The organism is Rhodococcus sp. 320_ES, from assembly GCF_059691855.1.
In genome coordinates this window covers 485089-498338 of sequence record NZ_JCAWAG010000005.1, presented here as the reverse complement: position 1 = coordinate 498338, position 13250 = coordinate 485089, and the positions used below count along the sequence as shown (strand labels likewise).

Sequence of the window (13250 nt, the reverse complement as noted above, 5' to 3'; positions counted from 1 at the left end):
TCAGCGGCGAAACAGAGAACGCAGGCCACCGGCCGGGCGGGATACGGCGGATCCGTCGCAGTTGCAGCGTTTCGCCTGCGGGACGGACCTCATCACGCTGTCGACGTGCCGACCGCAGCCCGACCACGTGGTCTTGCCGCACCGAGGGCATTGGGCGGGACTGCACATGTGGGTCTCTTCGATGCTTCGGATCGGCTGTACGAAACGTACATTGCCACATACGGAGGGGGGTATGCAAGTACCCCCTGGGGTATCCGAACGTCAGAACTCCGCAGGGTTCGTCGGAGCGGGACTAGATGAGGCGAAGGATGTGAGAAACGACAAAAGCCGGCGTCTTCGAAAAGACGCCGGCTTTTGCTTCCGTTGGTAGCGGGGACAGGATTTGAACCTGCGACCTCTGGGTTATGAGCCCAGCGAGCTACCGAGCTGCTCCACCCCGCGATGCCTGCACCCTGTGACTGTTCGAGATCCGCGATTCGAAAACCGTTATTCGAGAACCGCCTCAGTTGCTGAACAAGAAGTTACCGGACGGCGTCGGCGAATAGCAAATCGCGTGCCGAACAACGATTTTCCCGTGTTCAGCGGGGCGAAACGAGGGGCGAACGGGTGACCGCGGTCTCAAAAAGTGGGTGATCCCCGCCACGTAACAACAAGATCACGATCAGGACACGGTTGGACTGTCATGCCGTCCGAACAGGGCGAACGCCGATTTTCGACCCCCGTTCGAGCTGTTGGTCCGTGCCGGAAGCTCATGTGACGGCTCACGAAACCTCCATTACCGTCGCCCTCGGTCCGCATCAAGGGCCAGGCCGACCCGCCGCTGGACGCTCACTGCCCCGCGGGATCGGATACCCGACTTACCCGGGGGCAGGGATCGACGAGCACCAATGGCGGAACACGCGCCGCTCGCGTCTACCAGCACGAGAGGATTCACTCCGCATGACCACAGCAAAGAAGATCAGCACGCGCGCACTCGGATGGGCCGCCGTCACCGGCGCCGTCGTCGCAATCCCGCTCGGGCTGAGCACCGGTACCGCCAGCGCCGCAACCCACAACTGGGACGGCGTCGCACAGTGCGAGAGCGGCGGCAACTGGGGCATCAACACCGGCAACGGGTACTACGGCGGTCTGCAGTTCTCGCAGAGCACCTGGGCCGCCAACGGTGGTTCCGGCTCGGCTCACAACGCCTCGAAGGCCGAGCAGATCCGGGTGGCAGAGAACGTCCTGCAGACGCAGGGTGCCGGTGCATGGCCCGTCTGCGGCCAGTACCTCAGCTCGGGTACGACCGCCGCCGCCGAAAGCCCGGCCCCGGCACCCGCATCGGTTCCCGCCGCAGCGCCGGCGCCCGCACCGCTCTCGGGTCTCGTCGATCAGGGCAAGGCAATTGCCGATCAGTACGGACTCGGACAGCAGTACAGCGATCTGGTCAACCAGAACGCCGGTCTGATCAACAGCATCGGCCGCTGACACCGCGCACACAGAACACGCAAAAGCCCCACACCCTCAGGGTGTGGGGCTTTTGCGTTGCGCGCCTTGATCAGTCAGCCGTCGAACAACTCGACCGCCGACGAACTCAGCCGCCGGACGCGTTGTACTGATCGACCGCCGCCTGCAACGCGTTGAGCGCGTCACCCAACTGCGCGAGATTGCCCGACGTCTGCGCCGACCGCACGTTCTGCAGCGCAGTGTTCAGGTTGGCCACCGCAGCGTCCCGGCTCGCCGGCGTCTGCGGCGTCTGAGACGTGGGCGGCGCGGCGGACGACGACGGTGCGGCCGAACTCGTCTGACCGCTCGAATCCGGCGGCGTCTGAGTCGGAACGGTCGCGGGCGTTCCCGCACCCTGTCCGATGGCCTGATTCAGCGCCTCGCTGAGAGTCGGCGCATACCCGACCCGTCCGCCGTAGCTCACGAGCACGCGGATCAGCTGCGGGTACGACGAGGAATCGTTGGCCCGCGATGCGTACACCGGCTCGACGTAGAGCAACCCGCCGTCACCCACGGGCAACGTGAGCAGGTTTCCGAACGTCACCGTGTTCTCACGACGCACGATGCCCAGGTTCTCGGATACCGCTGTGGTCGTGGTCATCTGGTTCTGCACCTGAATCGGACCCTGCGTGGACGTGTCCGTCGGCAACTGCAGCACGGTGATCTTTCCGTACGCATCCGGTGACGAGTCCGCACTGACGTACGCACCCAACACCTGTCGCCGGAACCCGGTCAGCGCGCTGGTGAGCTGGAACGTCGCGCCTTCGGCCCTCTGCGAGGGGTCAGCCGCGACCACGTAGTACGGCGGCTGACTCAGGTTGGTGCCGGCGCCGCCGTCGACGGTGGGATCCCCGGGCACCTCCCAGAACGCGTTGTTGGTGAAGAACTCACGCGGATCGTTCACGTGGTACCGGGTCAGCAGCTCCCGCTGGACCTTGAACAAGTCCTCCGGGTACTTGAAGTGGCTGGCCAGTTCGGGCGTGATGTCCGATTTCGGCGACACCGTTCCCGGGAACACCGACATCCATGCCTTCAGCACAGGGTCGTTCTCGTCCTGCTGGTAGAGCTTGACCGTGCCGTCGTACGCGTCGACGGTGGCCTTCACCGAGTTCCGGATGTACCCGACCTGCTTGCTCGGTAGCGCACGAGTCGTGGTGGACGCCAACGAGTCTGCGGTCGCGTCGTCCAACGACATCTGCTGCGAGTACGGGTAGTTGTCCAGCGTCGTGTAGCCGTCGATGATCCACACGATCTTGCCGTCCACGACGGCCGGGTAAGTCGATCCGTCCAATGTCAGCCACGGAGCGGTCTTCTGCACTCGGTCGCGCGGATCACGGTTGAAGATGATCTTCGACTGGTCGTCGATGGCGCTCGAGAACAGCAGATTGCGCTCGGTGTACTTGGCGGCGAACAGGGCCCTGTTGAACCAGTTCGAGATCGGCACGCCGCCTTGACCGTCGTACGTGAAACTCTTGCTGTCCGAATCGTATTCACGCGGATCTCCACCGGATCCGACGATGGAGTAGTCGGCGTCGGAGTTCGCGATCACCGGCCCGTAGTAGATGCGGGGCTGATCGAGCTTCGCGGGACCGTCGTTGCGAATCGTTCCCTGCTGGTTGTTCTCGATCCAGTTGATGTCGTAGTCGGGGTACCCACCCGTGGCGGCGTTGGTGTCCCCGTCCGTCGCCACGCCGACGACCGAGTTGGCCGGGGCGGCAACGAAACCGTTGCCGTGCGTGTAGACGGTGTGACGGTTGATCCAGTCCGTCTGGTTTCCGTTGAGGGACTGGGGGGAGATTTCACGAGCCGCCACGACGTAGTCGCGCAGTTCGCCGTTGGTCTCGTAGCGGTCCACCGCCAAGGTGTCGGGGAACCCGTAGAAGTTTCGAATCTGCTGCTGCTGCGTGAAGGTGCGTGACAACACGTTCGGATCGAGCAGTCGGATGTTGGACAAGGTGTCGGTGTCGCCGGCCACCTGCTGCGGGGACTGGGTGGCCTGGCCGGAGTAGTCCTTGTATTCGACTGTGTCGTCGGTTATCCCGTAGGCCTGCCTGGTCGCTTGAATATTGCGCTCGATGAAGGGGCTTTCCTTGTCGGCTGCGTTCGGGCGCACCGAGAACTGCTCCACCACCAGCGGCCACACGGCGCCGACGAGGATCGACGACAGCACCAGCAGCGCCGTGGCCAAAGCCGGAATCCTGAGGTCCCGGAGGAAGATCGCCGCGAAGAACGCGCCCGCACAGATGACCGCGATGGCCAGGAGGATCAGCTTCGCAGGAAGCACCGCGTTGATGTCGGTGAAACCGGGACCGGTGAAGGTGGGTTCCTTGCGCCCGCTCGAGAGCAACGAGTAACGGTCGAACCAGTAGGCCACGGCCTTGAGCACGATGAACGTTCCCGCGAGAGCAGCAAGCTGGATTCGGGCAGACTTCGTCAGCGCCCCTTCGCGGCCCGTGAGACGGAGGCCGCCGAAGATGTAGTGCGTCACCAGAGCGACGAGGAAGGCGATCAGAATCGCGACGAACAGCCAGTTGAGCACCGACCGAAAGAACGGCAGATCGAAGGCGTAGAAGCCCACGTCGAGACCGAACTGCGGATCCTGGATCCCGAAGGATCCGCCGTGCAGGAACAGCTGCACGGTGACCCAATTGCTCTGTGCGACAAGTCCGGAGAGCACACCCACCGCGATAGGAATACCGATTCCGAACAGGCGCAGACGGCTCATCACGGTGGTGCGGTACCGGGCGATCGGATCGTTGGGGCCGGCCACCGGCACGAACACCGGGCGCGAGCGGTACGCGAACACCATGGCCCCGAACACGATGCCGCCCACCAACAATGCGACGACGAGGAAGGTGATGAGGCGAGTGACGAGAACCGTGGTGAAGACACCGCGGAATCCGACCTCGCCGAACCACAGCCAGTCCGTGTAGGTGCTCACCAGTCTGGGACCGATCAGCAGCAGAACCGCGACCACCAGCGCCAGTACGATAAGGGTTCGGCTGCGCCTCGACAGAGACGGCAGTCCGGTTGGGGGCCTCATGCCCACGTGCCACACTCCAGTTTTCGCGCGATACCCGACCTGCTCGTCGCAGATGTGGCAGTTATCGCAATGTCCGATTTTCCCGCCACTCTACGCAAGCGACGGGCGGTCGCCGCCGACCCGACGGGTGACGGTGGCGGCCATGCCGACTGTAGTACCGAGTGCAAGGATGGTCCGGTGAGCGACAGAGACGATGCGTACTTCGATCACGCCGACGCGGAAGGTGCCGAAGCCGCACTCGCTCGGTGCGTCCGCGAGGTGGTCGAATTCGTCGACGCGGGAGGGTGGGATCAGCCGCCGCAGATGTTCGCCATCGTCTCCACCGCCGCACTCGCGGCCGCGGAACCCGCACTGCTCGATCAGCTGGCCGACGGCGCCGAACTGACGCCCGTGGCGCAGGAGCGCCTCCCGGCCGACGTCGACGGAGGATCACCGGCGCTCGACGAATTCCTCGCCACCACGTCATGGCCGTCCTCGGTGGCGGGATGCGCATTGGTCGAGGAGATCGTCGTACTCCCCCCGGACGCCGAATCCGACCTCGACAGCGCACTCGCACCGTTGCTCGCCGACCGCGACGCGGCCGATCACGCCGCCCGTATCGCCGCCGAGTCGCACCCCGAGCGCCGCGACGGACGACTCATCGCGGCCGTACTCCGGGACGGGCCGTCGCTGGCTCTGCTCCAACTGCGACCGGACGAGGACGACGACGACCCCGACGCTCCCGTCGAACTTTTGACGTACGAGAACCTGGCGCCGAACGTCGTCGCGGCTCTCTACGCGACTCTCGACGCGGTCGAGGACGACGACTAGACCGTCAGCAGCTCGGCGCGTCGCCGCCGGACCGCAACGACTCGAGCGAATCCACCGCGCTCGCCAGGGAATCGACCTTCACCAGGCGCAGACCGTCCTGCTGATGCGCCTTGGCCTCGTCGCAATTGTCCGACGGCACGAGGAAGGTCGTGGCGCCGGCCTCGCGGGCGGCGATGAGCTTGTAGGGAATTCCGCCGATCGGCCCGACCGACCCGTCGGAGCTGATCGTTCCGGTGCCGGCCACGAAGCGTCCGCCGCTGAGTTCGCCGGGCGTGAGTTTGTCGATGACGGCGAGGGTGAACATCAGCCCGGCCGACGGGCCGCCGATGTCGGCGAGGTTGAACGTGACGTCGAACGGGACGTTCGGCACCTCCTCGGGGGTGATGCCCAGGTATCCGCGGCCGGTGTCACCGGGACGCGCACCGACCTTGACGGTCTCGCGGGCCGGCGCTCCGTCGCGCACCACGTCGAGGGTGATCGAGGTGTCGGGCGCAATCTTCCCGACGACGTCCTGCACACCGCTCACCGTCGTCACCGGCGTGCCGTCGATGGAGACGAGCGTGTCCCCGTCGCGCAGGACGTTCGCGGCGGGCCCGCTGTCGGAGACGTCCTTGACGCGCAGGTCCACCGGCAGATCGAGGTAATGCAGAGCCGCCAGTTCGGCGCTGTTCTCCGACTGTTGGAAATCGGCCTGGTTGGCGTCCTGGATCTCCTGTTCGGTCTTCTCCGGCGGGTAAACCTCTTCACGCGGGACCAGACCTTGACGACCGCTGAGCCACAACCCGAGCGCCTCGAACACGTTCAACCCGTCACGCACAGCGACGGTGGTCATGTTCAGGTTGCCCGACGTCGGATCGACGACGGTTCCCTCGATGTCCACCACCTGCTTGCCGTCGACCTCGGCAAGGGTGTTGAACGTGGGCCCGGGACCCAGGGCGGCGAACGGCACGGTGACGACCGTGCCCAGAACGCCGAGCACCAACACCGGCAACAGCGCGACCAGCAAGGTCGCAATCCTGCGATTCACCGGGTCCACAGTAGAGACCGTGTTCGCGCAGAGCGCACGCGACAGGGCGCTCGATCACGCCATGCCTTGTACCGTTGACCCATGAGCAATTTCGGATTCTCCAGTTCCGACGACGATCCCGACCGCGAGCAGAACAAGCCCGGCGACCCGGCGAGCGGTGCCGGCGGGTTCGGATTCGGCGCGGAGGGGTTCGATCCCGCGGCGCTCGGTCAGATGCTCACGCAGTTCGGCCAGATGCTCAGCGGCATGGGCACCGGCGGCGGTTCGGGGCCGGTCAACTACGACGTCGCTAAGAAGTTGGCGTTGCAGCAGATCGGAGCCGCTCCCGTCATCCGTGACGGCGAGCGCACCGCAATCGCCGACGCGGCACATCTCGCCGAACAGTGGCTCGACGCGGCCACCATCCTTCCGGCCGGCGCCGTCCGCACCGAGGCCTGGACACCGCAGCAGTGGCTCGACAACACACTGAACACGTGGAAGCGCCTGTGCGATCCGGTGGCTCAGCAGATTTCCGGCATGTGGACCTCCGGCCTGCCCGCCGAGGCGCAGCAGATGATGGGCCCGATGATGGGCATGCTCGGCCAGATGGGCGGACTGGCCTTCGGGTCGCAGCTCGGCCAGGCCCTCGGCCAACTCGCGAAAGAGGTGCTGACCTCCACCGACATCGGACTTCCGCTCGGCCCCAAGGACATCGGTGCTCTGCTGCCGACCGCGGTGGCCGAGTTCAGCAAGGGGACGGAACTTCCCGAGCGCGAAGTTCTCGTGTTCCTCGCCGCACGTGAAGTGGCTCATCACCGCCTCTACACGCACGTTCCGTGGCTGCGTCAGCGCGTGCTCGCCACCGTCGAGGAATACGCCCGCGGTATCCGTATGGATTTCAGCGCGCTCGAAGAAGCCGCCCAGGGCATCGACCCGTCGGCACTCACCGACCCGGCCCAGCTCGAGAAGATCCTGCAGCAGGGGACGTTCGAACCCCAGACCACTCCCGAGCAGAAGGCCGCTCTCGAACGCCTCGAGACATTGCTTGCCCTCGTCGAAGGATGGGTCGACACCGTCGTCGGGAACGCTCTCGGCGAGCGGCTGCCCGGTGCATCCGCGATGGCCGAGACGATTCGACGTCGCCGCGCATCCGGCGGACCCGCCGAGCAGACGTTCGCGACTCTGGTCGGCCTCGAGCTGCGCCCCCGCAAGGTCCGCGAAGCCGCCGACCTGTGGCGACGACTGACCGACGGGGCAGGAATCGACGGACGTGACGGTGTGTGGGCTCACCCCGACCTGCTCCCGGACGCCGCCGACCTCGACGACTCCGCCGCGTTCGTCGACCGCATCGTCGGTGGTGACACCGGAACGTTCGACGACCCGATCGCGGAGCTGGAGGCCACCGAACGGCGCGAGCGGGAAGCACGCGAGAAGAAGACGGACGAGCCGGGAACCGACGAATCCTGATCGACCTGGGACTTCCCACGTCGGGGACACTGTATCTGCAGGTCGGCGGGCCGTAAGGGTGTGGATAACTCGGGCGTCGAGATAGCTGCCTCGGCGGGCCGTGCGGTAATCGTGGAGCCGTGACACCCGGCCTTCGCGATCGCTCGACCTGTCCCGAACTGGACAGACACCTCACTCTTCTCGTGCGTAGAGACGGGTACGTGCAGGTGGGCTGCACACCGGAGCGCACTCGTCTGCTCAGTCCCCCACCCGGGGTGGAGCCGCGGGACATGATCTCGGCGCTTCGGCTCATCGACGGACGACGCAGCCTGCCCGACCTCTACTGGCGTGCCGCCGAGCTCGGAATCGACGCCTCGCACCTGACCCGCATCTTGGGCGAACTCTCCGATGCCGCCCTGGTGCGTCCACGCTCGGACAACGACGCCGGCCGCCGAACGCTTCTCGTCGTCGGACGCGGACCACTCGCGGACGCCGTGGCGAAAGGTCTCACACCGGGCAGCGACGTCGACCGGGCGATTTCGGCACTTCCCCACGCGCCGAGCGACTTCGACTGTGTCGTGCTCGCAGACCACTCGATCCCCGATCCCGGCACGGTGGCCGAGTTGATGCGGAGCCTGACCCCGCACGTCCCGGTGCGACTGCGCGACGGGTGCGGCGTGGTGGGACCGCTGGTTCTGCCCGGACACACGAGTTGCCTGCGCTGCGCGGACCTCGTGCGCTGCGAGTACGACCGCGAGTGGCCGTATCTCGCCGCGCAGCTGTTCGGGACCACCGGGACCGCGTCGGCCACGACCGTCGCGGCGACCGCCGCTCTCGCGGTGGCACAGGTCGACGCTCTGCTCACCCGGCCCATCGGTCCCCCACCCACCACCCTGGGTCGAAGCATCGAGGTGGACGTCGACCGAGCGTCGCTGACGCAGCGGATGTGGCCCGTCCACCGGCTGTGCGGTTGCACCGCGCGCACCTGACATGCCCTCGAGCAGGGCGCGCAGGCACGGCCGGGCATCGTCGTGAATGATGGAGGCGTGCCCGACATTCCCCGCCGCAGTTCTGCACGAACCGCCAAGCTCGCCAGCATCCCGCTCGGGATCGCGGGTCGTGCGGCTATGGGTTTCGGTCGCAAGATGGCCGGTGGCGACCGAGACGAAATCGACGCGCAGCTGGCCGCGAAGGCCGCCGAGCAGATGTTCAGTGTGCTCGGTGAGCTCAAGGGCGGCGCGATGAAGCTCGGCCAGGCGCTGAGCGTGTTCGAGGCTGCCGTCCCGGAGGAGTTCGCGGAACCGTATCGCGAAGCGCTCACCAAACTGCAGGCCGAAGCGCCGCCGATGCCCGTCAAACGTGTTCACGCCGTACTGGATCAGCAGCTGGGCACCGGTTGGCGGCAGCGGGTCAAGGATTTCGACGACACGCCGACCGCGTCGGCGAGTATCGGCCAGGTGCACCGCGCCGTGTGGTCGGACGGCCGGGACGTCGCGGTGAAGGTGCAGTACCCCGGTGCGGACGTCGCGTTGCGGTCGGATCTGAAGACGCTGCAGCGCTTCGTCGGAATCTTCGCGACCGTGATGCCGGGCACCGACATCAAATCCGTGCTGGACGAGTTGTCGGCCCGCACGGAGGAGGAGCTGGACTACCGCATCGAGGGAAGCAACCAGCGTGCCTTCGCCACGGCGATCGGAGACGACGACGAGAATTTCGCCGTTCCTCGGGTGGTGGCAAGTTCGCCGAAAGTCATGATCTCGGAATGGATGACGGGCACACCGCTGTCGTCGATCATCTCGAAAGGCACTGTCGAGGAACGGAACACGGCAGGAAACCGACTGGCCCTGTTCCAGTTCGTCTCCCCCGCGCGCGTGAAGATCCTGCACGGCGATCCGCACCCCGGCAACTTCATGCTGCTGCCCGACGGTCGGCTCGGCGCCATCGATTTCGGTGCGGCGCTGGGGCTGCCCAACGGACTCCCGCGAGAACTGGGCGCCATGGTGCGTCTGGCCAAGGACGAGAAGTTCGACGAGCTGACCGAGCTGCTGCGCGAACAGAATTTCATCATCGCCGGACGCGACGTGTCGGACAAGGAGATCGCGGACTACCTGCGCCCGATCACCGACCCGATCAAGATGGAGTCGTTCCACTTCACACGTGCGTGGATGCAGGGAATGGCAAGCAACGCAACCGACTTCACCACCACCCAGTTCAAGACGGCGCGGTCGCTGAACCTTCCCCCGCAGTACGCCATGATCTTTCGCGTTCTGCTCGGCACGGTCGGGATCTGCGCACAGCTGGACGCCTACGCCCCGTACCGCTCGATTCTCGAGGAATGGTTGCCCGGCTTCACCGAGTGAACGGCCGCTTCCGCCGAGCGCGAGAGCGCTCGGCGGAAGTCGTTGCCGCACAATGCCGCACTCATGCGCAGGCTGCCTGCGTGGTTGCTGCGGCGTCCTTGCGGGGCCGTCCGCGGGGACGCTTCCGCGCGATCACGACGCCCTGGTCGAAGATCTCCCCTCCCCAGACGCCCCACGGTTCTGCCCGACCGAGCGCCGCGTCGAGGCAGCGCAACCGGATGGGACATCCGGAGCAGAGCTCCTTCGCCTCTTCGAGCTGAGACGGCGTCTCGGCGAACCACAGGTCGGGATCGACCTCACGGCACGGTATGTCGTTGTAGGGACGGCTGTCCGAGCCGATCCGGCTTCGGATGTCGTTTCGGCATGTCGTCCGATCGGTTACGGGTGACACGTCGTACTCCTTACGCTCTCTTCGATGAAAATCGGTGTGACGGTTGATGATGCGAACGAGAACCGATTGCCGAAGTTCGTGAGAGCCCTCTCACGACAAAGGCCACGGTTCGCGAGTGCGAATCCGTGGCCTCGGTGGAGGAGGTGAGCGTCTATCGAGATCGTTCTCGATGAATGCTGACCGGTACGGATTCGCGATCTGCCTCGCGCAGTCGGGCGACGCGGAATGCGGCATTGCCTGCCGTGCGCGGCGCCCATGCGGCATGCCCCAAGTCGAGGTGCACCGCGAATGCGACTGCGGAACGGGAGGCGAACGCGACGACGCTCGATGCGTCGGTCATCTGAATCTTCTTCACGGGTAACACCTCCCACTCTCTGCGCGTGACTGTTCGACGGCGCCGACATCCTTTTCGGGACTACGACGCGGGTACGGCGATAACACTAAACAAGCTTCACACCGAAGCACAACCCTTTTTCTACCTGCGGTTTCGTCACATCGTGGAAGTCGAGAATCCTCGTCACCGGACGCTGACCGATCCCGTTCTGACCAATTCGAGAACGTCCGCACCGAAACGCTCGAGCTTCTTCGCGCCGATTCCGGGAATTCCCACCAGACCGCGATCGTCTCCCGGACGCTGCTCCGCGATGGCGGTGAGGGTGTTGTCGCTGAAGACCACGTAGGCGGGAACCTTCAGCTCGCGCGACTTCTCCAACCGCCACGCGCGCAACGCCTCGAGGAGCTCCATGTCCACATCGGACGGGCACGCTTCACACCGGCCGAGCATGGTGGCGGTGGTCCCGATCACGGGTTTGCCGCACACCCGGCACACCGGCCGCTTCTTCGTCGCCGTGGGCGCCGCGATGCGCGACGCCGGCGAGTCGTCCGGGACCAGGCCGACGAGGAAACGTGACCGCCGACGGGATTTGCGGCCACCGGCGTTGCGCGCCAACGCCCACGACAGCTCGAGGTGCACACGCGCGCGGGTCACTCCGACGTAGAGCAGGCGCCTCTCCTCCTCCACCGCCGCCTCGTCGGGAGCCGAATTGTTCTCTCCCAGAGCGTGAGTGATGGGCAAGGTGCCGTCGGTCAGACCGACGAGGAACACCGCGTCCCATTCCAAGCCCTTCGCCGCGTGCAGCGACGCCAGCGTGACACCCTGAACGACCGGTGGATGCCGAGCCTCGGCGCGGGCGGCGAACTCACGCAGCAGCCCATCGACGTCGAGATCCGGTACCTGAGAGACGAGTTCTTCGGTCAGCGCGACCAACGCCTGCAACGACGCCCATTTCTCGCGAGCCTGCGCGCCCGTGGGTTCGGACGATGTGAGCCCCAGCGGAGCCAGCAGAGCCCGAACGAGACTCGGCAAACCGTCGCCTCGGCGCGCGTCCTCCGGGAGGTCGTCACGCCCCGCACCCACACGGATGGCCGACACCGCCTGGCGGACCTCCGCACGGACGAAGAAGCTCTCCCCGCCTCGGATCTGGTACGGAATCTCCAACGACGTCAAAGCCTGTTCGTGAGCTTCCGAATGGGCGTTGATTCGGTACAGCACAGCGATGTTCGCCGGCTCGACACCCGTCCGAATCAGCCGCTGGATGGACCGGGCCACCCCGGCTGCCTCGGCCGCTTCGTCGTCGTACTCCACGAACGTCGGTTCGGGACCGCTCTCGCGCTGCCCGATGAGCTGAAGCCGCGTACCGGCGATGCGCCCCCGTGCCGCGCCGATCACCCGGTTGGCGAGCGAGACGACCTGCGGCGTCGACCGGTAGTCGCGTTCGAGCCGGACCACCGTGGCATCGGGGAACCGCCGGGAGAAGTCGAGAAGATACTTCGGCGTCGCGCCTGTGAAGGAGTAGATGGTCTGGTTCGCGTCACCGACCACGGTCAGGTCGTCGCGTTCCCCCAGCCAGGCGTCGAGAACCCGCTGCTGAAGAGGAGTGACGTCTTGGTACTCGTCGACCACGAAGCATCGGTACCGGTCGCGGAACTCCTCGGCCACCGCCGGGGAGTTCTCGAGCGCAGCGGCGGTGTGGAGAAGCAAGTCGTCGAAATCGAGCAGGACGGCGTCGGGATTGCGGGATTTGAGCTGCTCGTACCCGTCGTAGACCGCCGCCACCTTGTCCGGATCGAACGGCGCATCACGGCGGATGCGAGCGACGAAAGCCGGGTAGTCCTCCGGCGCGATCAGCGACGCCTTGGCGAACTCGATCTCTCCCGCGAGGTCACGCACACTGTCCGTCGACGTCGGCAGGCCGACCTTCGACGCAGCTTGGCCCACCACGGCGAACTTGCGGTCGAGCAACTGCCAGTCGGAGCTTCCGACCACCTGCGGCCAGAAATACTTCAGTTGCCGCATCGCGGCGGCGTGGAAGGTGCGCGCCTGCACCTGCCCGCCGTCGCCTCGAATGCCGAGGGCACGCAGCCGCTCACGCATCTCGCCGGCGGCGCGGGCGGTGAAGGTGACGGCCAGGACCTGGCCGGGCGAGACGTGACCGGCCTCGACGAGGTGCGCGATGCGGCGGGTGATGGTGCGCGTCTTACCGGTACCGGCACCGGCGAGGACGCAGACCGGCCCGCGGGGCGCCGACACCGCCGATGACTGCTCGGGATCGAGCCCGTCGATCATCGCGTCCGAAGCCATGGGTCCATCATGTCAGCCGCCCCCGACAACGTCGTACGAGCGGAGCCTGCGGAACACGATCCGGTGTT

General features: G+C 66.1%; 11 protein-coding genes and 1 tRNA gene. 5 read left to right on the top strand and 7 right to left on the bottom strand.

Annotated features, from left to right (window positions below; genetic code table 11):
- Both AC59JP_RS20015 and AC59JP_RS20010 read right to left on the bottom strand, forming a co-directional pair.
- Entirely contained in the window at positions 1 to 168 is a 168-nt protein-coding gene (locus tag AC59JP_RS20015) for a DUF8730 family Cys-rich protein (protein WP_497327545.1), read from the bottom strand.
- Positions 169 to 364: 196 nt separating this feature from the next.
- Positions 365 to 441 (bottom strand) — tRNA-Met (locus AC59JP_RS20010).
- Positions 442 to 939: 498 nt separating this feature from the next.
- Between AC59JP_RS20010 and AC59JP_RS20005 the strand changes: the two genes are divergently transcribed.
- A complete protein-coding gene (locus AC59JP_RS20005) occupies positions 940 to 1467 on the top strand; it encodes a transglycosylase family protein (RefSeq protein WP_497327544.1) in 528 nt (175 codons plus the stop codon).
- A gap of 106 nt (positions 1468 to 1573) precedes the next feature.
- Here AC59JP_RS20005 and AC59JP_RS20000 read toward each other — a convergent pair whose 3' ends face one another.
- On the bottom strand, positions 1574 to 4534 hold the full coding sequence (locus tag AC59JP_RS20000) for a UPF0182 family protein (RefSeq protein WP_497327543.1): 2961 nt from the start codon (positions 4532 to 4534) through the stop codon (positions 1574 to 1576).
- Between the two features lie 171 nt (positions 4535 to 4705).
- Between AC59JP_RS20000 and AC59JP_RS19995 the strand changes: the two genes are divergently transcribed.
- Complete coding sequence (locus AC59JP_RS19995; RefSeq protein WP_497327542.1) at positions 4706 to 5338, top strand: PPA1309 family protein; 633 nt, start codon at positions 4706 to 4708, stop codon at positions 5336 to 5338.
- A gap of 4 nt (positions 5339 to 5342) precedes the next feature.
- Here AC59JP_RS19995 and AC59JP_RS19990 read toward each other — a convergent pair whose 3' ends face one another.
- Positions 5343 to 6365, bottom strand: a complete 1023-nt coding sequence (locus AC59JP_RS19990) for a YlbL family protein (protein ID WP_497327541.1) — start codon at positions 6363 to 6365, stop codon at positions 5343 to 5345.
- An 81-nt stretch (positions 6366 to 6446) separates the two neighbouring features.
- Between AC59JP_RS19990 and AC59JP_RS19985 the strand changes: the two genes are divergently transcribed.
- From AC59JP_RS19985 to AC59JP_RS19975, 3 genes are all read left to right on the top strand, one after another.
- Entirely contained in the window at positions 6447 to 7811 is a 1365-nt protein-coding gene (locus AC59JP_RS19985) for a zinc-dependent metalloprotease (protein WP_497327540.1), read from the top strand.
- A 182-nt stretch (positions 7812 to 7993) separates the two neighbouring features.
- Positions 7994 to 8779, top strand: coding sequence for a hypothetical protein (locus AC59JP_RS19980; protein WP_497327539.1), 786 nt, complete (start codon positions 7994 to 7996; stop codon positions 8777 to 8779).
- 57 nt (positions 8780 to 8836) lie between these two features.
- Positions 8837 to 10150 (top strand): ABC1 kinase family protein, encoded by a 1314-nt coding sequence (locus AC59JP_RS19975; RefSeq protein ID WP_497327538.1) that lies wholly within the window; start codon positions 8837 to 8839, stop codon positions 10148 to 10150.
- A gap of 61 nt (positions 10151 to 10211) precedes the next feature.
- On the opposite strand, the gene AC59JP_RS19970 is transcribed toward AC59JP_RS19975, so the two are convergent.
- From AC59JP_RS19970 to AC59JP_RS19960, 3 genes are all read right to left on the bottom strand, one after another.
- Positions 10212 to 10502, bottom strand: a complete 291-nt coding sequence (locus tag AC59JP_RS19970; protein ID WP_497327674.1) for a WhiB family transcriptional regulator — start codon at positions 10500 to 10502, stop codon at positions 10212 to 10214.
- A gap of 190 nt (positions 10503 to 10692) precedes the next feature.
- Positions 10693 to 10896: a hypothetical protein gene (locus AC59JP_RS19965; protein ID WP_497327537.1), complete on the bottom strand. Its 204-nt coding sequence runs from the start codon at positions 10894 to 10896 to the stop codon at positions 10693 to 10695.
- A gap of 162 nt (positions 10897 to 11058) precedes the next feature.
- Positions 11059 to 13182 (bottom strand): ATP-dependent DNA helicase UvrD2, encoded by a 2124-nt coding sequence (locus AC59JP_RS19960; RefSeq protein ID WP_497327536.1) that lies wholly within the window; start codon positions 13180 to 13182, stop codon positions 11059 to 11061.
- Positions 13183 to 13250: the final 68 nt, after the last annotated feature.